Source organism: Pseudomonas sp. SBB6, from assembly GCF_024213215.1.
Lineage (GTDB): Bacteria > Pseudomonadota > Gammaproteobacteria > Pseudomonadales > Pseudomonadaceae > Aquipseudomonas > Aquipseudomonas donghuensis.
In genome coordinates this window covers 39,854-60,699 of the sequence record NZ_JANAVH010000013.1, presented here as the reverse complement: position 1 = coordinate 60,699, position 20,846 = coordinate 39,854, and the positions used below count along the sequence as shown (strand labels likewise).

The window sequence follows — 20,846 nt, the reverse complement described above, 5'->3', positions numbered from 1 at the left end:
ACATGCCCGGCATGGATGGCCATCAGTTGGCACGCCGGCTGCGTAGCGAGGAACACCTGCAACAACGCCGCGCCGGCCTGATCCTCGGCTTGACCGCCAATGCCCAGGTCGAGGAGCGCGAGCGATGCCTGGCCAGCGGCATGAACGATTGCCTGTTCAAGCCGATCGGTCTCAATGAGTTGCGCCGTCATCTGATCGCTGTGACCAGCCCGACATCGGCACCAGCAGTTACCGCGCAGGAGCCGGAGCATGCCAGCGGCTTCGATGTCGACAACCTCAAGCACCTGACGCTGGGCGACCCGCAACTGGTCGAACGCCTGCTGCGGGAACTGGCGCACAGCAACAGCGACGACCTCAAGGCCTTGCGAGCCCTGGGCACGGAACCTGTGCGCGATGACTTGCGCGCCCTGGCCCACCGGATCAAGGGCGGCGCCAAGATGCTCAAGGCCCGTGGCGTGGTAAGGCGCTGCGAAGCGCTCGAGCAAGCCTGTGTTGGCGAGGCCAGCAGCGCCGATCTACAGGTGCTGGCCAAGGCCCTGGAGCACAGCCTGCAGACCCTCGACGGGCAGCTCAACCAGCGGCTCAGTGCAACTGCAAGGTCGAGTTGATCTGGCTGATCGCATCGACCACATGCTGGGACCCCTGCTGGATTTCCACAATCACCTCACCGGCTTCGTTGGCCAGTTCCACGCCAAGGCCGGTACGGCTGAGGCTTGACTGCATGCTGGCCACGGCGGTCAACGACAAGTCATGGTTCTAGCCCACCACCTCGTCCAGGCGGTAACGCATGATGCAAATCAAACATTTTGCAACACTCCATGCTCGGGATGTGCTGAGCATAGATCGCGATTAGCACCGCGAAAGCACTATGACATCACCGTGCAACGCCCGCCGACTGGCGGTTTCAGCTGCTTTCACGGACCATCAGTTCAAAGCCCAGGTCCTGGCTTTGCACCTGCGCGCGTTTGCCGTCGAGCAGGCCCAGCAGCGCCTGGGCGGCGCAACGGCCAATGGCCGCGCGCGGGGTGCGAATCGAGGTCAGGCGCGGGACCATGTGCGCTGAGGCGGGCAGGTCGTTGAAACCGACCATGGCCACTTGCTGCGGCACCTTGATGCCCTGGCGCAGCGCTTCGAGAATGGCGCCCTGGGCCAGGTCGTCGTTGCAGAAGAAGATGCCGTCGACATCCGCATGGCGTTGCAGCAACTGGGCGAACAGCTCGCCGCCCAGGCCGATCGACGACGGCTGCGGGGCGAGCACTTCCCGCGCATGGGCATCCAGGCCCGCCTCGGCCAGGGCCTGGCGAAAGCCTTCGGCGCGCTGCATCACCCGCGGGTCGAGTTGTGCGGCAATAAAGCCCGGGCGTTTGCAGCCGCGCTCAAGCAAATGCCGCGCAGCCGCCCTGCCCGCTTCCTGTTGGGAGAAACCTACCGACATGGCCTGGGCATCGCCGCCCAGCTCCATCATGTGCACGCAAGGTACGCCGCTGGCCGCCAGCAGCTGCTTGGCTGCGTCGCTGCGATCAAAGCCGGTGAGCAGGATGCCGCGCGGCTGGTAGGCCAGGTAATTGCGGATCAGGTTCTCTTCTTCGGCAATATCGTAGTGATAGTTACCAATCAGCACCTCAAGCCCACGCGGTCGCATCACCTCATGGATGGCTTCCAGGGTGTCGATGAACAGGTGGTTGGACAGCGACGGGATCAACACCACGACCGACTGGCTTTGCGCCGACGCCAACGCCCGGGCCGCCGGATTGGCCACGTAGCCAAGGCTGGCAGCGGCCACCTGGACCTTCTCGACCAGCTCCGGGGCAACCGTGCTGACCCCGCGCAGCGCCCGCGAAGCAGTGATCGGGGAAACCCCGGAAAGCCTGGCCACTTCAGCCAAGGTGGGACGACCGGTAGTACGGGAGCCAATGCGGGTCATGACAGGTTTTATTTTCGACTTGCAAAGAATGGGGAACGGGCACTAAGGTAGCGCTGTCTCAGACCACAGGCAATGCAAAACTGCATGAGGCCAGGAATGAGCACCCAGACTGCTTTTACAAGATCAATAACATCTGGGTAGGAAGCGCCCGAGACGTTAACCGTCTCACCTAAAGATAGCGCTATCTTGCCCTGCAGGAGGTACCGATGAATCCCCCCTTGTCCGCAATTGTGGTAATGGGCGTAGCTGGCTGCGGCAAGAGCTGCGTCGGTGCCGCCATCGCCAGCCATAGCGGCGGCCGCCTGATCGAAGGCGATGCCTTTCACCCTGCCGCCAACATCCAGAAAATGAGCGCCGGCATTCCCCTGGACGACGACGACCGTGCGGGTTGGTTAATCCTTCTGGGTGAAGAACTGCAACGCACCCTCAAAAGCGGCGCACGGCCGATCCTCACCTGCTCGGCGCTGAAAAAGCGCTACCGCGATGCATTGCGCCACGCGGTGCCGGACCTGGGCTTCGTGTTTCTCGAACTCAGCCCTGAAGAAGCCGAACGCCGGGTACTGGCCCGCCCCGGCCACTTCATGCCCGCCAGCCTGATTGAAAGCCAGTTCGCCGCCCTCGAACCGCCCCACGGCGAACCGCTGACCCTGCCGCTGGACGCCACCCTGCCGGTGGCCACGCTGGCCATCGAGGTAGACCAGTGGCTAAAGCCCTGCGGTGAACCGTTGCTGGCGCGAACGGCCTGACCCTGGCTGTTTTCTCGGCTCACCAAAGATAGCGCTGTCTCGCCCCGTAAACGCTGCAAACGTTACGCCCACAAAAATGACAAGATGAGGCACTGAACCATGTTCGGTTTGGCAACTGATACCTACCTGCTGCTCGACGCAGTGATCACCATCATCGGCCTGGTGCTGCTGATCACCCACTTCAAGGTCCACCCCTTTGTCGCCCTGACCCTGGCCGCAGGCTTTCTTGGCCTGACCTCCGGCATGCCGGTGGCCAAGGTGATGAAATCATTCCAGGACGGCTTCGGTGGCGTGCTCGGCTTTGTCGGCATCGTCCTGGCCCTGGGCACCATGCTCGGCAAGCTGATGGCCGATTCCGGCGGTGCCGACCAGATCGCCCAGACGCTGATTCGCGCCTTCGGTAAACAGAAGGTGCACTGGGCGATGATGTTCGCCGCCTTTCTGGTGGGTATTCCGCTGTTCTTTGAAATCGGCTTCGTATTGCTGATTCCGCTGGTGTTCATCGTCGCCCGGCGTTCCGGGGTGTCGCTGATCAAGATCGGCATTCCGCTGCTGGCCGGGTTGTCGGTGGTCCACGGCCTGGTGCCGCCGCACCCGGGGCCGCTGCTGGCGATTGGCATCTTCAACGCCGACATCGGCAAGACCATCTTCTACGGGCTGATCGTCGCCCTGCCCACGGCGATCATCGCCGGCCCCCTGTACGGCAACTTCATCTCCAAGTACATCCCGGGCAACCCGAACAAGGAGCTGATGGACCAGATCGCCCGCGAGTCCGACCAGCACAACCTGCCCAGCTTCAGCATCACCCTGATCACCGTGTTGCTGCCGGTGTTCCTGATGCTGCTGAAAACCTTCGCTGACGTGGTACTGCCGGCCGAGCATATCGTCCGTCAGTGGATGGACCTGATTGGCCACCCGATCAGCGCCCTGCTTGCCGCCCTGCTCCTGGCCTTCTACACCTTTGGCGCGGCGCGCGGGTTTTCCCGCCAGCAGATCATGAAGCTGCTCGACCAGAGCCTGGCGCCAACGGCGGCAATCGTCCTGATCGTCGGTGCCGGTGGTGGCTTCAAGCAGATGCTGGTGGATACCGGCGTGGGTAATGTGATCGGGCAGATGGCCGTGCAGGCGCAGATTTCGCCAATCATGCTGGCCTGGCTGGTGGCGGCGGTGATTCGCATCGCCACCGGTTCCGCGACGGTGGCGACCATTACCGGGGCCGGGATCGTCGCGCCGGTGATCGGCATGATTCCGGGGGTCAACCGTGAGTTGCTGGTGCTGGCGACCGGGGCGGGGTCGTTGATTCTGTCCCACGTCAACGATGCCGGCTTCTGGCTGGTGAAGCAGTACTTCAACATGACCGTGGCCGAGACCTTCAAGACCTGGAGCATGATGGAGACCATCCTGTCGGTGGTCGGCATCATCTTTATCATGCTGCTGTCGATGGTGGTTTGAGGGCCTCATCGCGGGGCAAGCCCGCTCCTACACTGTAGGAGCGGGCTTGCCCCGCGATGCTGTTAAAAGGCTGCTTTAAAGATCGCCTCGATTTCCGCCTGACTGGCCACCCGCGGGTTGGTCAGGCCGCAAGCATCCTTCAAGGCATTGCTGGCCAGGGTCGGAATGTCCGCCTCCTTCGCCCCCAGCACCGCCAACCCGGCGGGGATATCAATGGCCCGCGACAGGTTCTCGATCGCTGCCAGGGCCGCATCACTGCCCTGCTCGGCGCTCATGGCGCTGACCTCCACGCCCATGGCCTTGGCCACATCACGCAGGCGCGCGGCACTGACGCTGGCGTTGAAGCGCTGTACATGGGGCAACAGCACCGCATTGCAGACACCATGGGGCAAGTCGTAGAAGCCACCGAGCTGGTGAGCCATGGCATGCACGTATCCCAGGGAGGCGTTGTTGAACGCCATGCCGGCGAGGAACTGGGCGTAGGCCATGTTCTCCCGGGCCTGAAGGTCGCTGCCGTCGGCTACGGCCTGGCGCAGGTTGTCGCTGATCAGCTCGATGGCCTTGATGGCGCAGGCATCGGTGATCGGCGTGGCGGCCGTCGATACATACGCTTCGATGGCGTGGGTCAAGGCATCCATGCCGGTGGCCGCCGTCAGGCCCTTGGGCATGCCGACCATCAGCGCCGGGTCGTTGACCGACAGCAGCGGCGTGACGTTGCGGTCGACGATGGCCATTTTCACGTGGCGCGCTTCGTCGGTGATGATGCAGAAGCGGGTCATCTCGCTGGCCGTACCGGCCGTGGTGTTGATGGCAATCAGCGGCAGTTGCGGCTTGGCCGAACGGTCGACGCCTTCGTAGTCACGGATGTGCCCGCCGTTGGTGGCGCACAGGGCGATGCCCTTGGCACAGTCATGGGGCGAGCCGCCGCCCAGGGAAATCACACAGTCGCAACGCTCGCGCTGCAACAGCGCTAGGCCCTGCTCGACGTTGGCGATACTCGGGTTGGGCTTGGCGCCATCGAAGATCGCCGAGTCGATGTCGCGCATCGCCAGCATTTCGGCCATGCGCTCGGCAACGCCGGCCTTGGCCAGGCCCGCGTCAGTGACGATCAAGGCCTTGCGCAGGCCGTACCCGGCAATGGCAGCCATCGCCTCTTCGAGGCAATCGATGCCCATGATATTGACGGCGGGGATGAAAAACGTGCTGCTCATGGCGAGATCCTCATGCAATGTACCTTTGCCTTGAGGATCCGCCTGTCGGCCCTGCCCCGTGTTGATCTGGGGCAAGGCCTGGCTCAGCCGAGGAACAGCCGGTAGGCCGGGTTGTCGCTTTCGTCCCAGTAGCGGTAGCCCATGGCGTCCAGCGCCTCGGGCAGGCTGGCCTGTTCGTCCTGCGGCACTTCCAGGGCGGCGAACACCCGCGCCTCGGCGGCGCCGTGGTTGCGGTAGTGGAACAGGCTGATGTTCCAGCGTTTGCCCAGGCGCTCCAGAAAGCCCAGCAAGGCCCCCGGGCGCTCGGGGAATTCAAAGCGCAGCACGCGCTCGTCCGCCCCCGGCCCGGCGTGGCCACCGACGGTATGGCGCACGTGCAGCTTGGCCAGTTCGTTGTCGGTCAGGTCCAGCACCGTGTAGCCCTGCTCGCGCAGGTTGGCCAGCAACTGCTCACGGGGATCGGTCTGCGGGTGGGTCTGCACGCCCACGAACAGCCGCGCTTCCTTGCCCGGATAGTAGCGGTAGTTGAACTCGGTGATCTGGCGCTTGCCCAGGGCCTGGCAAAAGGCGCGGAAACTGCCCGGCTGCTCGGGGATGGTCACGGCGATGATCGCTTCGCGCTGTTCGCCAAGTTCGGCACGCTCGGCCACATGGCGCAGGCGGTCGAAGTTGACGTTGGCGCCGGAATCGATGGCCACCAGGGTCTGGCCCTGCACGCCTTCGCGGGCCACGTACTTCTTGATCCCGGCCACCGCCAGGGCGCCGGACGGCTCGGTGATCGAGCGGGTGTCGTCGTAGATGTCCTTGATCGCCGCGCACAACTCGTCGCTGCTGACAGTGATCACCTCGTCGACATAGTGGCGGCACAGTTCAAAGCAATGGGCACCGATCTGCGCCACCGCCACCCCCTCGGCAAAGCTGCCGACCTGAGCCAGCACCACCCGCTCGCCGGCGGCCATGGCTGCTTGCAGGCAATTGGAGTCGTGCGGCTCGACGCCGATCACCTTGACCTCGGGGCGCAGGTATTTGACGTAGGCCGCGATGCCGGCGATCAGGCCGCCACCACCCACCGGAACGAAGATCGCATCCAGCTCGCCCGGTTGCTGGCGGAGGATTTCCATGGCCACGGTGCCTTGCCCGGCGATCACGTCCGGGTCGTCGAACGGCGGCACGAAGGTCGCGCCTTCGCTGTCGGCCAACGTCAAGGCATGGGCCAACGCGTGTGGGAAGCTCTCACCGTGCAGCACCACCTGGCCGCCGCGCGAACGCACGCCTTCAACCTTGAGCTCAGGGGTGGTGGTCGGCATCACGATGGTCGCGCGCATGCCCAGCTCGCGGGCGGCCAGGGCGACCCCCTGGGCATGGTTGCCGGCCGACGCGGTGATCACCCCGCGCTGGCGCTGGGCCGGGCTCAGGCGGCTGAGACGGGTGTAGGCACCGCGGATCTTGAAGGAAAAGGTCGGTTGCAGGTCTTCGCGCTTGAGCAACACCTGGTTGCCGAGGCTGCGCGACAAGGCCGGTGCCGCTTGCAGGGGCGTTTCGATCGCCAGGTCGTACACGGGGGCCGCAAGAATGCGTCGCACGTAGTCGGACAGCAGGTTCAGCGGTGCGGACGGTGTACGGGGGCTTACGGCAAGGCTGGTCATCAGTGACTCCTGGTGTTTTAAAGTGCCCAGGAGAGAGAGAAAGAACCCGCCTCCAGGGCGGGTTCGGTGCAAGTGCCAGCTAGCCCGCCAAAACGATAATGGCGGTAATAATGCTGTGCTGAGGCAACTGCAGGAATGTATTCATGGCAGCGAAACTAGCGCAGCCGCGCAGACAAAGTCAAGCAGGCTCGCGGGCGGAATCCGGCACATCGAAGACCCGGTCGAAGGCCCACTGGAACACGAAGGCATAGACGAAGAAGAACAGGAACAGCGCCAGGTTGGTCAACAGCGCCGCCCACAGGCTGATCTGCAACCAGCCGGCGACCACCGGCAAGAGGATCAACACCAGCCCGCCTTCAAAGCCCAACGCATGCACAAAACGCCGCCACAGGGTACGCCGACGCTGCACCTGACGCGCCTCCCAATATTCGAAGGCCCAGTTGTAGAACATGTTCCAGGCCAGGGCCACCGCCGAGAGGATCAGCGACAGCACGGTGGAATGGGCCATGCCGGCATCGAAGGCCCAGGACAATACCGGCGCCACACACAGCACGGCGATGGTTTCGTAGAGCATGGCCTGAACGATCTTGCGCGCCTTGCCTTGCATGTCTGCCTCCCTGAACGTCAATGAAGCCCCACCCTAACCGCGTTGAGACGGCGGTTCAACTGAGCTAAATTGAGCCTCCCTCAATTGGCTTGAGCACCGTGTTCGCCAAACTGCCCCTGACTGCCCTGCGCACGTTCGAATCGGCGGCCCGCCTGGGCGGCTTCAAGGCTGCCAGCGACGAACTGGCGGTCACCCCGGCGGCGGTCTCGCACCAGATCAAGCGCCTGGAGTCGCACCTTGGCCTGCTGTTGTTCGAGCGCAGCGCGCAGGGGGTCAGGCTCAGCGCAGCCGGTGAGCGCTTGTACCTCCAGGTGCACCAGGGCCTGGCAAACCTGCAGCGCAGCCTCGAAGCGTTGCAACCACCCTGCGATCGCCAGCAACTGACCCTGACCACCACCGCGGCGTTTGCCAGTTTGTGGCTGATCCCCCGGCTGGGCGATTTCCATCATCGCCATGGCGACATTCAGGTGCGGGTGCTGACCGGCAGCGAGGTGGTCGACCTGCAGCGCGACCAGCGTTTCGACCTGGCCCTGCGTGCCGAATTCAATCCCGACCCCGGGCTGCAACGGATGCCGTTGCTGGCCGAGCATTTCTCGGTCTATACCCCGCCCGGTTGGCAGGAGCCACCTGCGGATCAGCCCCTGTCGCTGCTTGAGGTACCGTGGAGCTCGGTCAGTGGCGTGGTCATCGACTGGGCCCGCTGGTGCGCATTGGCCGGCTGCGAAGACTGGCTGCAGCGGGCGCGCTTTCATCGCTATGACGATGAACACTATGCCCTGCAGGCGGCTGTGGCCGGCTATGGGCTGGTGCTGGCCAGCAACGTGCTGGTGGCCGACAGCGTGCGCCAGGGTTTGCTGCAACCGTGGCGTGATGAAGTGCGTCTGCCGGCCGCACAATACAGCGCCGTGTGGTTGCCGGGGCGTGAGCGCGAGCCTGCGTTGCGGGCGTTCCTGGACTGGCTGGGCAGCGCTATTTGCGCTGGAGCGAATTAAATCCGTTCAAACTCGCGCACAAATTGATTACCCTGCTGCCCCGCCGCCTGGCCGTGCACTGCAGCGTGCCGCCAACCGCACCAGCTGGGCATGCCCCTCGGCTTGCAACACCCCTATCCCAGCCCCTTGGCAGAAGGAGGAGACCCGGCTCATGCTCGCGGCTCTCGACATGCATCAGGACGATGCCGCGCTACCTAAGCGGGTCAGTCATCACTCGATCAACCAGCACCTGCGCGGGCCGATGCAACTGGCCAGTGTCTTGCTGTGGTTTTACGCCGTCCCCAGCGTAGCCGATATCGGCCAGTGCGAGCGCCTGCGTCAGGCAACGCCCGCCAACCCCACCCAAGTCGACCAACTGCGCGCCCTGGGCCGCTGCGCCATGCCCGAGCGCCCGGGTGAAGCGGTGGTCTACTACCAGGCCGCCGAAAGCCTGGGCGACAGCGGCAGCCGCCTGCCGCTGGCCTACGCCCTGGAAGCCTCGGGCGATTCCTACGCTGCGCAACCGATCTGGAAGCACCTGGCCGACAGCGAGTGGACCGACAACGCGCGCCTCACCGCCGCGCGCAGCGCACTCAATGCCAACAATCCGTATCAGGCCGAAAAGTACTGGAACCAGGCGCCGCATGTAACGGCCGATGACTGGGCGCTGGGCGCGGCCATTGCCCGGCGCCAGAGCCAAATCGACGCAGCCATTAACTACCAGCGCGAGGCCCTCAAGCGCCAGCCGCGCGCCGACCACTACTACGCCGCCTCGGTGACCGCCGCGCAGAATGACGACCTGCGCCAGAGCACCGCCTGGCTGGCCGAAGCCGTACGCCTGGCGCCGGACCAGCCGCGCTACCGCGCCGACTACGGCATGCGCCTGTCAGGCTCGCAGGAGGAAGCGACCCGAGCCCGCTCGATTGCCCACCTTGAGCGCGCCACTCACGACTTTCCCGAGGACTACCGCCTCGGCGAAACCCTGGCCTGGCGCTACGCCGAAGTGGAGAATAGCGCCGCCGCGCGCAAGGAGCTGCGCCGGGTGCTGGATGTCGAGCAGGACCTGGTCGACGGTGATGACCAGTTCGGCAGCCTGCAAGCACGCAAGTACCGTCAGCGCCGCGACCATGAAGCGTTGTCGCGACGCGACCGCATCACCCTGGCCAGTACCTGGTCGCCGGGTGGCGTCTCGACCAACGATAACTTGCGTGACGAGCGCCAGAACCGCCGTGCCACCTCGCAAAACGTGCAGCTGGCGATGTGGGACCATGCCCTGGGCGAAGAACCGAGCCGCAATGGCAGCACCTTCGCGGTCTATGGCCGGGTGTTGTTTGGCGGCACGGGCCGCAACGACTACGCGCAAAGCATGGGCACCGGCGTCGGCCTGCGCTACAAGCCGTTCGGCACGGCCAACCTCAACCTCTACAGCGAGCTCTATCACCAGCGCCAGATCGACGATGCCCGTTACGGCGGCTTGAGCCTGGGCCAACTGATCAGCCCGAGCAAGGCTGGCGACAACTATGGCGACCTGCGTGGCCACGCCGCGTCGAGCAACGACCTGCTGCTACGCGCCACCGCCTCGTTCCTCGACCAGGGCAAATGGCGCAACGACTGGCGCGCCGATGAAGACGACTGGGACGAGCGCTTCCTCTACCTCGATGGCGCCTGGTGGACCCGCGCCGGTGATCATCAATGGCTGTCGCGCTACCAGCGCGGGCACACCTGGAAACTGCCCAGCGGCTCGCCACAAACCCTGATGCCCTATGGTTTTCTTGAGCTCTCAAGCCAGGACCCGAGCAACGACTGGCGCCAGGACCTGCGCACCGGCCTGGGCTTGCGCTGGCAATGGTGGTTCGACGACGACCGCTACAACGCCTATCGCGGTTCGCTGAAAGTACGCGCCGAATACCAGCAAGCGCTGGGCGGTAATCTTTATGAACACGCCAATGGCGTGTTGCTGGGTGCGGAGTTGACCTTCTGATGCGCCGCTTGATCGCTGTGATGCTATTGGTGCTGAGCCTGCAGGCCAGCGCCGACGAACGCCTGTTCTACCAACCGCTGAACCGCGACGCCCAGTTGAGCCAGGAACAATGGCGCTCGCGGTGGAAGGCCAGCGCGGCCCAGGGCGGCAAAACCCTGATCGTGCAGTGGAGCGCCTACGGCGACAGCGACTTCGGTGGTGCCCGGGGCTGGCTGGCCAACAGCCTGCGCCTGGCCCACGAACAGGGGCTGCAACTGGTGCTGGGGCTGTACATGGACGCCGCCTATTACCAGCGTATCGACGCGCTGGACGGCGCCGGCCTTGCCGCCTACTGGAAGGCCCAACTGGGCAACGCCCTGGCCCAGCAGCGCAAGGTGCGCCAGGACTGGCAATTGCCGGTGGCAGGCTGGTACCTGCCAATGGAACTGGACGACCTGCACTTTCACAGTGCCGACCGCCGCCAAGCGCTGTACACCCAGTTGCAGGGGTTCAACCGCCGGCTGGATGCGCCACTGCACATCAGCGCCTTCAGCACCGGGCGCCTGAGCCCGGCGGTCAATGCCCGCTGGCTGGAGCAACTGGCCAGCCTCAATGTGCAGGTCTGGTGGCACGACGGTGCCGGCAGCGGGCGCCTGGCGCCGCTGGTGCGCCAAGGCTACCTGGACGCCCTGCCCTGCAGCATCGGCATCGTCAATGAAGCCGTTCGCCAGCCCCACGCAGCAGGCCAGCCCGTCAGGGCCGTGGCGGTGCAACCGCCGCTGCGCAGCGCTTGCCATCCACAGGCGGTGTTAACGGATCAGGTCAAGCCGCCAAAGCGCTTGTAGAAGTTCTCGCCGACATCCGGCAGCGGTCCGTCGGCGGTTTCCATGGCGCTTTCCAGCCATTGCTCGGCCGGGGCGACGATCAGCCGGTACAGGTTGCGGCACAATTGCCGGGCTGCGCGGCCTTCCCAGTCCCCCGGAAGCAGCTCGTCGGGGAGCTGCGGGTCACGCAGCAACAGCTTGCGGTACTCGTGAATCAACAGGATACGGGCCAGGAAGCAGTCCTGAGGGTCGAGCGTGGGTTGCTCGCGCAGGCTCTGCCAGAGCGGCCGAAACAACTGGATGAACTCGCTGTAATGGGCCGCCAGCTCCTCAAGGTTCCAGCTTTCGCGCACTTGCATGCGCAACGCCCGCGAGGCCAGTACATCCTGGGTGGTGGTCTCGAACAGGATGGTGTCTTCCTGCACGCCAAGCTCCAGCAAGGTGGCATTGACGTCGCCGCGGTCAAAACGCGGCGAGGCCAGTACCGTGGGGGCAATCGCGCCAAACCCCTGCCATTCGAGCTCTTCGCGCACCTGCTTGCGCTTGTCGGCAGGCAGCTGGGGCAGCATCGCCAGGCACCATGAGCCATCCCAGGCCGACAGGTTGGCGCTGTACACACGCTTGAAAGCCTTGTCGAAACGCCGCCGGCCGGTGCCGGTCAGGCTGTAATAGCTGCGTCTGCCAACCTTCTCTGCGGTCAGCCAGTTTTCTTTGCTCAGGCGAAAGATCGACGTACGGATCAGCCGCTCGTTGATGCCCATGGGCTCGAGCAGCTGAATCAGGCTGCCCAACCACACGGTGCCACCATGGGGCTCGATGGCATCGCCATACAAGGTGATGATCAGCGAGCTGGCCCGTATGGGTGTCTGTTGCTGAAAACGGTTGATCAGCTGATTGAGCGGTGTCAGGGACGACATAGACGGTCCATCGAAAAAGTTGAAATATACCCCGCCGCCCAGCTCAAGACTACGCCGGCCCTGTTGCCCGAGGGTTTCAGGTGCTGCTGGCGGCCTTGGGGCGATGCTCGCTGTGGCTGATCCGTGGCCGGTCGGCTTCGACAGCCGACAACGGCGCGCACTCCACCAGGCTGCTGCAGCGCTGGCCGAGGAGTTGGTATTCGCGGGTGCCGGCTTGCTTCCAGGCCACTTCCTCATCGCTCAAGCGCCGGGTAACCCGGGCTGGCGAACCGACCACCAGCGATTGCTCGGCGCAGGTGAAGCGCGCCTTGACCAGGGCGCCAGCCGAGACGATCGAACGCGCGCCGATGCGGGCGTAGTCCAGGACCACGGCATTGATACCGATCAGCGCATCAGCGCCCACCCGGCAGCCATGCAACACCGCGCCGTGACCGACATGGCCGTCGCGCTCGATCACCGTATCACTGTCGGGGAAACCATGCATGACACAGGTGTCCTGCAGGTTGGCGCCCTCCTCCAGCACGATCCTGCCGAAATCACCGCGCAAGCTGGCCAAGGGACCGATGTAGCACCGCGGGCCGACAATCACGTCGCCGATCAATACGGCGCTCGGGTGTACATAGGCACTGGGGTCGACCACCGGCGTGAGGCCGTCGAGGCTGTAGCAGGGCATGGCGAATCTCCTCGTAGCATTTAACCGTAATCACCTGACAGCAATAACATTTTATGTATCGTTTTACCATGTCACCATCAGTGCCTCCCCTCCTATAAGCCTCAGCTATTTATTGGATTAGGCAACACCACAGGCATAAAGCCACAAACAATTAGACACGCATTGTTATTTTTCGTGTTGTATTTTCGTATCGCTTCATGCCTATACTTTGACGAAACGGCTCACGCCCGCCCAATAAAAATCCCGGCCTTGACGCCCGACCGCCCTGCGAGACCTTCGCCATGCCGCATACCCTTGCCGTGCACACCCACCAGGCGGTTTGCCTGATCACCCTGCAGCGCCCACAAGCACTCAATGCATTGACCAGTGAACTGCTGGCCGAGCTCGCCGAGCAACTGCAGCGCTGCGCCAGCGACGAGAGCATTGGCGCCGTGGTCCTGACCGGCAGCCGCAAGGCCTTTGCCGCAGGCGCCGACCTCAACGAAATGGCCGGGCGCGACCTGGTCGGCATGCTCAACGATCCGCGTCAGGCGCACTGGCAAACCATCACCCAGTTCGCCAAGCCCCTGATTGCTGCCGTCAATGGCTACGCCCTGGGCGCCGGCTGCGAACTGGCGATGCACGCCGACATCCTGATTGCTGGCGAGGACGCCCAGTTCGGCCAGCCGGAAATCAACCTCGGCATCATGCCCGGGGCCGGTGGCACCCAGCGCCTGCTGCGGGCGGTGGGCAAGTCGCTGGCCATGCAGATGGTCCTCAGCGGTGAGCCGATCAGTGCCAGGCGCGCCCTCGAGGCCGGCCTGGTCAGTGAAGTCACCCCGCCGGAGCTGACGGTCGAGCGCGCCTTGCAGATTGCCCAGCGCATTGCCAGCAAAGCACCGCTGGCCCTGCGCCTGGCCAAGGAGGCGCTGCTCAAGGCCCAGGATCTGGACCTGGCCAGCGGCCTGCGCTTTGAACGCCACGCTTTCACCCTGCTGGCCGGCACCGCCGACCGCAACGAGGGCATCCGCGCCTTCCAGGAAAAACGCCGCGCCAGCTTCTGCGGCAAATAAGCTCCACCACCCCTCGATAGACCTGCAACCAAAGGCAGATACCATGAGTTTCGAGCACATCCTGTTTTCCATCGATGCAGGCGTCGCCCTGCTCAGCCTCAATCGTCCCGAGCAACTGAACAGCTTCAACGGCCGCATGCATGAAGAGGTTCAGGAGGCGCTGCGCCTGGTACGCCGCAGCAATGACGTACGGGTCCTGTTGCTGACCGCCGAAGGCCGCGGCTTTTGCGCAGGCCAGGACCTGGCCGACCGCAATGTCGTCCCCGGCGCCGAGGCACCCGACCTGGGCGAATCCATCGAGCGCTACTACAACCCGCTGGTTCACACCCTGCGCGACCTGCCGATCCCGGTCATCTGTGCCGTCAACGGCGTCGCCGCCGGTGCTGGCGCGAACATACCGCTGGCCTGCGACCTGGTGCTGGCTGCTCGCTCGGCCAGCTTTATCCAGGCGTTCTGCAAGATCGGCCTGATCCCCGATTCGGGCGGCACCTACGCCTTGCCACGGCTGGTCGGCATGGCCCGGGCCAAAGCCCTGGCCATGCTCGGCGAGCGGCTGAGTGCCGAACAAGCCGAGCAATGGGGCTTGATCTACCGCTGCGTCGAGGATGCTGAACTGCGCGACGAGGCAATCAAGCTGGCCCGTCACCTGGCCACCCAGCCCACCTATGGCCTGGGCCTGATCAAGCGCAGCCTGCATGCAAGCCTGGACAACAGCTTCGAACAGCAACTGACCCTGGAGCGCGACCTGCAGCGCCTGGCCGGGCGCAGCGAGGACTATCGCGAAGGCGTCAGTGCCTTCATGGCCAAGCGTACCGCCCAGTTCAAAGGGCGTTGAGCATGACTGCCCTCAGTCACAACGTCATGGTCGCGGTGATCGGCGCCGGGGCCATGGGTGCCGGTATCGCCCAGGTGGCGGCCCAGGCCGGGCACCGGGTGCAGTTGTACGACAGCCGCCCCGGCGCCGCCGCCCAGGCCATTGCGGCCATCGACCAGCATCTGGGCAAACGCGTGGCCAACGGCAAGCTCGCCGCCAGCGCCCGGGCCGAATGCCTGGCTCGCCTGCGGCCCGCCGCGCAGCTGGACGAGCTGGCCGACGCGGGCCTGGTGATCGAGGCCATCGTCGAGAAGCTTGAGGTCAAACGTGAGTTGTTAGGCCAATTGGAGTCGCTGTGCCGCAGCGACTGCATCCTGGCCAGCAACACCTCGTCAATCTCGATCACGCAACTGGCTGCCGGCCTTGCGCACCCGCAACGGCTGGTGGGCATGCACTTTTTCAATCCGGCGCCGGTCATGGCCCTGGTCGAAGTGGTCAGCGGGCTGGCCACCGCCAGCCAGATCGCCGAGTGCATCAAGGACACTGCCCTGGCCTGGGGCAAGCAGCCGGTGCTGGCGCGCTCCACCCCAGGTTTTATCGTCAACCGGGTCGCGCGCCCGTTCTACGCCGAAAGCCTGCGCCTGCTCCAGGAGCAGGTGAGCGATTGCGCCAGCCTCGATGCCTTGCTGCGCGATGCTGGCGGCTTTGCCATGGGCGCCTTCGAACTGACCGACCTGATCGGCCACGACGTCAACTACGCCGTGACCTGTTCGGTATTCGACGCCTACTACCAGGACCGGCGGTTTACGCCGTCACTGGTACAAAAGGCGCTGGTCGACGCCGGGTACCTGGGGCGCAAGAGCGGCCGGGGCTTCTATGACTATCACCAACACGCACTGCGCCCGCAACCGCTGAGCCTGGAAAGCCAGGCCGTGCCCGACACCCTGTTCGTCGAAGGCGAGCCTGGCTTGCTCGCGCCCCTGCTTGAACGCCTGGCCAGCGCAGGCCAGGCGCTCTGCCACCGCCCCGGCAACGGCCTGTTGCGCATCGGCCAGGCGACACTGGCCCTGAGCGATGGCCGCCTGGCCAGCCAGCGGGCCAGGGATGAGGGCCTGAGCAACCTGGTCCTGCTCGATCTGGCACTCGACTACGCCAGCGCCAGGCGCCTGGGCATCAGCTGGGCAGCCGACACCTCGCCCGCCGCCATCGACCAGGTGGTGGCCCTGCTCAATGCCGCCGGCATTGCGCCAACCGCTCTGCGCGACAGTCCGGCCCTGTGCGTGCTGCGCACCGTGGTCTGCCTGGCCAACGAAGGCGCCGACGCCCTGTTGCACGGGGTGGCTTCGGCCGCGGATATCGACCTGGCGATGTGCGCCGGGGTCAATTACCCCTGCGGCCCACTGGCCTGGGCCGACGCCCTGGGCATCGACTACACGGTGCAGGTGCTGAGCAACCTGCAGGCCGCCTACGGTGAAGAACGCTACCGCCCCTCCCTGCACTTGCGTCGGCTGCTGGCCGAAGGAGCCTGCTTTCATGAATGAACGATTGGACCTCGCCAGCCGTTGCGCCCAGGCGCTGTTCGAACGCGACCCGGCCAGCCAGGGCATGGGCATGCGCCTGCTGGCCGCCGGCCCCGGCAGTGCCCGGGTCGGCATGAGCGTGCGCAAGGACATGCTCCAGGGCCATGGCACCTGCCACGGCGGCTACCTGTTTGCCCTTGCCGACTCGGCCTTTGCCTTTGCCTGCAATAGCCACAACGAAGCCACCGTCGCCCTGGGCTGCAGTATCGACTACGTCGCCCCGGCGCACCTGGACGACACCCTCACCGCCACCTGCAACGAGCAAAGCCGCAGCGGGCGTACCGGTAACTATGCCGTACGCATCGAGAACCAGCAGGGCCAGTTGATCGCCCTGTTCCACGGCAAGTCCTACAAAGTACGCGGTACTGTGTTGCCCGAGGAGCCCCAGGCATGACCGACGCCCTGATCATTGACGCCTTGCGCACCCCGATCGGCCGCTACGCTGGCGCCCTGAGCAGCCTGCGTGCAGACGACCTCGGCGCCCTGCCCCTGCGCGCCCTGTGCCAACGCCACCCGCAGGTCGACTGGAGCGCCGTCGACGATGTGATCTATGGCTGCGCCAACCAGGCAGGTGAAGACAACCGCAACGTCGCGCGCATGTCGGCGCTACTGGCCGGCCTGCCGCCCAGCGTGCCCGGCACCACCGTCAACCGCCTGTGCGGTTCGGGGCTGGATGCAATCGGCAGCGGCGCCCGCGCCATCCGCTGCGGTGAGGCCGGGCTGCTGCTGGTGGGGGGCGTCGAGTCGATGTCGCGGGCGCCGCTGGTCATGGCCAAGGCCGAACAGGCGTTTTCCCGCCAGGCTGAACTGTATGACACCACCCTGGGCTGGCGCTTCGTCAACCCGCTGATGCAACAGCAGTACGGTATCGATTCCATGCCGGAAACGGCCGAGAACGTCGCCGCGCAGTTCAACATTTCCCGGGCCGATCAGGATGCCTTTGCCCTGCGCAGCCAACAGCGTGCCGCAGCGGCCCTGGCCAGCGGACGTCTGGCCAGGGAGATCATGCCGGTGACCATCGCCCAGCGCAAAGGGCCGGCAAACGTCGTCGTGCAGGATGAACACCCCCGCGCAGAAACAACCCTCGCGCAATTACAGAAACTGCCTACGCCCTTTAGGGAAAACGGCACGGTGACAGCCGGTAATGCTTCAGGCCTGAATGACGGGGCTTGCGCCCTGCTGCTGGCCAGCCGCGAACAGGCCGAGCGCTTTGCTCTCAAAGCCCGCGGACGGGTGCTGGCGATGGCCACGGCCGGGGTCGAACCCCGGATCATGGGCATCGGCCCGGTGCCGGCGACACGCAAGGCGTTAGCCCTCGCCGGGCTGAGCCTGGCCGACATGGAGGTGATCGAGCTCAACGAAGCGTTCGCCGCCCAGGGCCTGGCAGTACTGCGCGAGCTGGGGCTTGCCGACGACGACCCGCGGGTCAACCCCAACGGCGGCGCCATTGCCCTGGGGCATCCGCTGGGCATGAGCGGTGCCCGCCTGGTGACCACGGCGCTGCATGAACTGGAGCAACGCCAGGCGCGTTATGCCCTGTGCACCATGTGCATCGGCGTCGGCCAGGGCATTGCCTTGATTATCGAGCGCCTGGAGGACTGACGCCGTATCCTAGATCCACACTCAAGCCGCGTGCAGACGGCAACAAACAACAACAATTAGAGTGAAGCCATGAACATGCAGACCCCCAATGCCCCCGTGCTCGACCCGCTGGAAACCGCCAGTATCGACGAACTGCGCCAGCATCAACTGCAACGCCTGCGCTGGAGCCTGAGCCATGCCTACCAGAACGTGCCCATGTACCGGCAACGTTTCGATGAGCGGGGCGTGCACCCTGATGACATCCGCTCGCTCGACGACCTGGCGCGCTTTCCCTTTACCTGTAAAGCCGACCTGCGCGACCACTACCCCTATGGCCTGTTTGCCGTACCGCTGCACGATGTGGTGCGCCTGCATGCCTCAAGCGGCACTACTGGCAAGCCGACCGTGGTCGGCTATACCCAGAACGACATCGACACCTGGGCCAATGTCGTCGCCCGCTCGATTCGCGCCGCCGGCGGGCGGCGTGGCGACAAGGTCCATGTTGCCTACGGATACGGCCTGTTTACCGGCGGGCTGGGGGCGCACTATGGCGCCGAGCGCCTGGGTTGCACGGTGATCCCCATGTCCGGCGGCCAGACTGAAAAACAGGTGCAGCTGATCCGCGACTTCCAGCCCGACATCATCATGGTCACCCCCTCGTACATGCTCAACCTGGCCGACGAGATCGAGCGCCAGGGCATCGACCCGCATTCGCTGGCCCTGCGCCTGGGGATTTTTGGCGCCGAACCCTGGACCCCGGAACTGCGCAGCGCCCTGGAGGCACGCCTGGGCATTGAAGCCCTGGATATTTACGGGCTGTCGGAGATCATGGGCCCCGGGGTGGCCATGGAGTGCGCCGAAAGCAAGGATGGCCCGACCGTTTGGGAGGACCACTTCTACCCCGAGATCATTGATCCGGTCACGGGCGCCGTGCTGCCCGACGGCGAGCTGGGTGAACTGGTATTCACCTCGCTGAGCAAGGAAGCGCTGCCGATGATCCGTTATCGCACCCGCGACCTGACCCGCCTGCTGCCCGGCACGGCGCGACCGATGCGGCGTATCGACAAGATCACCGGCCGTAGCGATGACATGCTGATCATTCGCGGGGTGAACGTGTTCCCGACGCAGGTCGAGGAACAGCTGCTTAAAATCAAACAGTTTTCAGAAGTATACGAAATACATCTGTATCGTAATGGAAATCTGGACAGCGTCGACGTGCATGTCGAACTGAAAAGCGAACACCAGCACCTGGACCCGACCCGCCAGCAGGACCTGTGCGATGAGCTGAGCCGCCATATCAAGACTCACATCGGCATCAGTTCGCGTGTGGTGCTACAGCCCGTCTACTCGATCAAGCGCTCGGAAGGCAAGGCCTGTCACGTCTTCGACAAGCGCAAGTAATACAGCCGCGGGCCGCCTCGCGGCCCATTGCCCGCAACCTCTTCGCAGGTCACGCCCCGCGCGGCCGGGGCTTTTTCATGCCCGAATAAAGCGATACACAAGACGAACTCGATACACATTTTTATGTTTGATATTTTGCTCTGTATCACATATAACTGTCTTCAGCCTCAAAGCCCCCTTCATAAAAGGCTGGAGAACCCCATGTACGCACAACTGGTAGAAACCGGCGTCAAGCGCCTCAAGAGCCTGGATGAGATGTCCGCGCAGGAGCGCGCGTTCCAGCAACGGATCGATGACGAAATCAAGATCGAAGCCAAGAACTGGATGCCCGACGCCTACCGCCAGACCCTGATCCGGCAGATCTCGCAACACGCTCACTCGGAAATCGTCGGCATGCTGCCGGAGGGCAACTGGGTAACCCGCGCCCCGACCCTCAAGCGCAAGCTGCAGCTGATGGCCAAGATCCAGGACGAAGCCGGCCACGGCCTGTACCTGTACAGCGCCATGGAAACCCTGGGCGCCGACCGCGACAGCGAAATCGCCAAGCTGCACAACGGCAAGGCCAAGTACTCGAGCATCTTCAACTACCCGACCCTGAGCTGGGCTGACATGGGCGTGGTGGGCTGGCTGGTGGACGGCGCCGCCATCGTCAACCAGGTGGTACTGCAGCGCACCAGCTACGGCCCTTACTCGCGGGCGATGATCCGCATCTGCAAGGAAGAGAGCTTCCACCAGCGCCAGGGCTACGAAATGCTCCTGACCATGATGCGCCACGGCACCCAGGTACAGAAGGACATGGTCCAGGACGCCATCAACCGGCTCTGGTGGCCGGCGCTGATGATGTTCGGCCCCAGCGACGAGCACTCGCCCAACAGCGCCCAGTCCATGGCCTGGAAGATCAAGCGCCAGAGCAACGACGAACTGCGCCAGCGCTTCATCGACCAAACCATCCCGCAGCTTGAACTGCTCGGCTGCAGCGTCCCGGACCCGGCCCTGAAGTGGAACGCCGAGCGCGGCCATTACGACTTCGGCGAAATCCAGTGGGACGAGTTCTACGAAGTGCTCAAGGGCAACGGCCCGTGCAACCAGGAACGCGTCGCCACCCGACGCCAGGCCATCGAGGATGGCGCCTGGGTCCGCGCCGCCGCCGTCGCCCATGCCCGCAAAAAACACAACAAGATCGCCGCCTGACCGGAGAACCCGCCATGTCCGAATGGACCCTGTTTGAAGTATTCGTGCGCAGCAAGCACGGCCTGAACCACAAGCATGTCGGTAGCGTCCACGCCGCCGACGCCACCATGGCGATCGAGAACGCCCGCGAGTTGTACACCCGCCGCAACGAAGGGGTCAGCCTGTGGGTGGTGCCCTCGACGCTGATCATCGCTTCCTCGCCCGACGAGAAAGAGCCGCTGTTCGATCCATCACAGGACAAGGTCTACCGCCACGCCAGCTTCTATGAGCTGCCGGCCGAAGTGGGGCATATGTAA

At 64.6% G+C, this 20,846-nt stretch carries 19 protein-coding genes and 2 pseudogenes; 14 read left to right on the top strand and 7 right to left on the bottom strand.

Annotation, left to right across the window (positions count from 1 at the left end):
• The first annotated feature begins 2 nt into the window (after nucleotides 1-2).
• The gene (locus tag NLX68_RS22255) at nucleotides 3-608 is read left to right on the top strand and encodes an Hpt domain-containing protein (RefSeq protein WP_254285818.1); all 606 of its coding nucleotides are present in this window, start codon (nucleotides 3-5) and stop codon (nucleotides 606-608) included.
• Here NLX68_RS22255 and NLX68_RS22250 read toward each other — a convergent pair.
• Nucleotides 583-771, bottom strand: a pseudogene (locus NLX68_RS22250) (pili assembly chaperone); the annotation flags it as partial. The gene NLX68_RS22255 and the pseudogene NLX68_RS22250 sit on opposite strands and share 26 nt — an antisense overlap.
• A gap of 133 nt (nucleotides 772-904) precedes the next feature.
• Nucleotides 905-1,924: a LacI family DNA-binding transcriptional regulator gene (locus tag NLX68_RS22245; protein ID WP_254285817.1), complete on the bottom strand. Its 1,020-nt coding sequence runs from the start codon at nucleotides 1,922-1,924 to the stop codon at nucleotides 905-907.
• 206 nt (nucleotides 1,925-2,130) lie between these two features.
• Between NLX68_RS22245 and NLX68_RS22240 the strand changes: the two genes are divergently transcribed.
• Together NLX68_RS22240 and NLX68_RS22235 are read left to right on the top strand one after the other, a co-directional pair.
• Nucleotides 2,131-2,670: a gluconokinase gene (locus NLX68_RS22240; protein ID WP_254285816.1), complete on the top strand. Its 540-nt coding sequence runs from the start codon at nucleotides 2,131-2,133 to the stop codon at nucleotides 2,668-2,670.
• 99 nt (nucleotides 2,671-2,769) lie between these two features.
• The gene (locus tag NLX68_RS22235; RefSeq protein ID WP_254285815.1) at nucleotides 2,770-4,122 is read left to right on the top strand and encodes a GntP family permease; all 1,353 of its coding nucleotides are present in this window, start codon (nucleotides 2,770-2,772) and stop codon (nucleotides 4,120-4,122) included.
• A 62-nt stretch (nucleotides 4,123-4,184) separates the two neighbouring features.
• Here the strand turns inward: NLX68_RS22235 and yiaY are convergent, their stop codons facing one another.
• The 3 genes from yiaY to NLX68_RS22220 all read right to left on the bottom strand — a co-directional run bounded on the left by yiaY (nucleotide 4,185) and on the right by NLX68_RS22220 (nucleotide 7,586).
• Complete coding sequence (gene yiaY, locus NLX68_RS22230; RefSeq protein ID WP_254285814.1) at nucleotides 4,185-5,333, bottom strand: L-threonine dehydrogenase; 1,149 nt, start codon at nucleotides 5,331-5,333, stop codon at nucleotides 4,185-4,187.
• Between the two features lie 83 nt (nucleotides 5,334-5,416).
• On the bottom strand, nucleotides 5,417-6,979 hold the full coding sequence (gene ilvA / locus NLX68_RS22225; protein WP_254285813.1) for a threonine ammonia-lyase, biosynthetic: 1,563 nt from the start codon (nucleotides 6,977-6,979) through the stop codon (nucleotides 5,417-5,419).
• Nucleotides 6,980-7,157: 178 nt separating this feature from the next.
• On the bottom strand, nucleotides 7,158-7,586 hold the full coding sequence (locus NLX68_RS22220) for a PACE efflux transporter (RefSeq protein WP_254285812.1): 429 nt from the start codon (nucleotides 7,584-7,586) through the stop codon (nucleotides 7,158-7,160).
• Nucleotides 7,587-7,684: 98 nt separating this feature from the next.
• Here NLX68_RS22220 and NLX68_RS22215 point away from each other — a divergent pair, with 98 nt between their 5' ends.
• From NLX68_RS22215 to NLX68_RS22205, 3 genes and pseudogenes are all read left to right on the top strand, one after another.
• Nucleotides 7,685-8,578: a LysR substrate-binding domain-containing protein gene (locus tag NLX68_RS22215; protein ID WP_254285811.1), complete on the top strand. Its 894-nt coding sequence runs from the start codon at nucleotides 7,685-7,687 to the stop codon at nucleotides 8,576-8,578.
• Nucleotides 8,579-8,864: 286 nt separating this feature from the next.
• Nucleotides 8,865-10,538, top strand: a pseudogene (locus NLX68_RS22210) (phage receptor); the annotation flags it as partial.
• The gene (locus NLX68_RS22205; protein ID WP_254285810.1) at nucleotides 10,538-11,362 is read left to right on the top strand and encodes a DUF4434 domain-containing protein; all 825 of its coding nucleotides are present in this window, start codon (nucleotides 10,538-10,540) and stop codon (nucleotides 11,360-11,362) included. The pseudogene NLX68_RS22210 and the gene NLX68_RS22205, both read left to right, overlap by 1 nt.
• On the opposite strand, the gene paaX is transcribed toward NLX68_RS22205, so the two are convergent.
• Entirely contained in the window at nucleotides 11,335-12,258 is a 924-nt protein-coding gene (gene paaX / locus NLX68_RS22200) for a phenylacetic acid degradation operon negative regulatory protein PaaX (RefSeq protein WP_254285809.1), read from the bottom strand. The two genes, NLX68_RS22205 and paaX, sit on opposite strands and share 28 nt — an antisense overlap.
• A 76-nt stretch (nucleotides 12,259-12,334) precedes the next feature.
• Nucleotides 12,335-12,931, bottom strand: coding sequence for a phenylacetic acid degradation protein PaaY (locus tag NLX68_RS22195; protein WP_010225268.1), 597 nt, complete (start codon nucleotides 12,929-12,931; stop codon nucleotides 12,335-12,337).
• Between the two features lie 281 nt (nucleotides 12,932-13,212).
• On the opposite strand from NLX68_RS22195, the gene paaF reads away from it, so the two are divergent.
• The 8 genes from paaF (at nucleotide 13,213) to paaB (ending at nucleotide 20,846) form a co-directional block, all read left to right on the top strand.
• Nucleotides 13,213-13,983, top strand: coding sequence for a 2,3-dehydroadipyl-CoA hydratase PaaF (paaF, locus tag NLX68_RS22190; RefSeq protein WP_254285808.1), 771 nt, complete (start codon nucleotides 13,213-13,215; stop codon nucleotides 13,981-13,983).
• 43 nt (nucleotides 13,984-14,026) lie between these two features.
• Nucleotides 14,027-14,818 (top strand): 2-(1,2-epoxy-1,2-dihydrophenyl)acetyl-CoA isomerase PaaG, encoded by a 792-nt coding sequence (gene paaG / locus NLX68_RS22185; RefSeq protein ID WP_010225266.1) that lies wholly within the window; start codon nucleotides 14,027-14,029, stop codon nucleotides 14,816-14,818.
• A gap of 2 nt (nucleotides 14,819-14,820) precedes the next feature.
• The gene (gene paaH, locus NLX68_RS22180) at nucleotides 14,821-16,338 is read left to right on the top strand and encodes a 3-hydroxyacyl-CoA dehydrogenase PaaH (protein ID WP_254285807.1); all 1,518 of its coding nucleotides are present in this window, start codon (nucleotides 14,821-14,823) and stop codon (nucleotides 16,336-16,338) included.
• Complete coding sequence (paaI, locus tag NLX68_RS22175; RefSeq protein WP_254285806.1) at nucleotides 16,331-16,771, top strand: hydroxyphenylacetyl-CoA thioesterase PaaI; 441 nt, start codon at nucleotides 16,331-16,333, stop codon at nucleotides 16,769-16,771. The genes paaH and paaI overlap by 8 nt, the downstream gene beginning before the upstream one ends.
• The gene (gene pcaF / locus NLX68_RS22170) at nucleotides 16,768-17,979 is read left to right on the top strand and encodes a 3-oxoadipyl-CoA thiolase (RefSeq protein ID WP_254285805.1); all 1,212 of its coding nucleotides are present in this window, start codon (nucleotides 16,768-16,770) and stop codon (nucleotides 17,977-17,979) included. Before paaI ends, pcaF begins: the two co-directional genes overlap by 4 nt.
• A gap of 69 nt (nucleotides 17,980-18,048) precedes the next feature.
• A complete protein-coding gene (paaK, locus tag NLX68_RS22165; protein ID WP_254285804.1) occupies nucleotides 18,049-19,359 on the top strand; it encodes a phenylacetate--CoA ligase PaaK in 1,311 nt (436 codons plus the stop codon).
• A 201-nt stretch (nucleotides 19,360-19,560) separates the two neighbouring features.
• Nucleotides 19,561-20,550 (top strand): 1,2-phenylacetyl-CoA epoxidase subunit PaaA, encoded by a 990-nt coding sequence (paaA, locus tag NLX68_RS22160; RefSeq protein WP_010225258.1) that lies wholly within the window; start codon nucleotides 19,561-19,563, stop codon nucleotides 20,548-20,550.
• 14 nt (nucleotides 20,551-20,564) lie between these two features.
• Complete coding sequence (gene paaB / locus NLX68_RS22155) at nucleotides 20,565-20,846, top strand: 1,2-phenylacetyl-CoA epoxidase subunit PaaB (RefSeq protein ID WP_254285803.1); 282 nt, start codon at nucleotides 20,565-20,567, stop codon at nucleotides 20,844-20,846.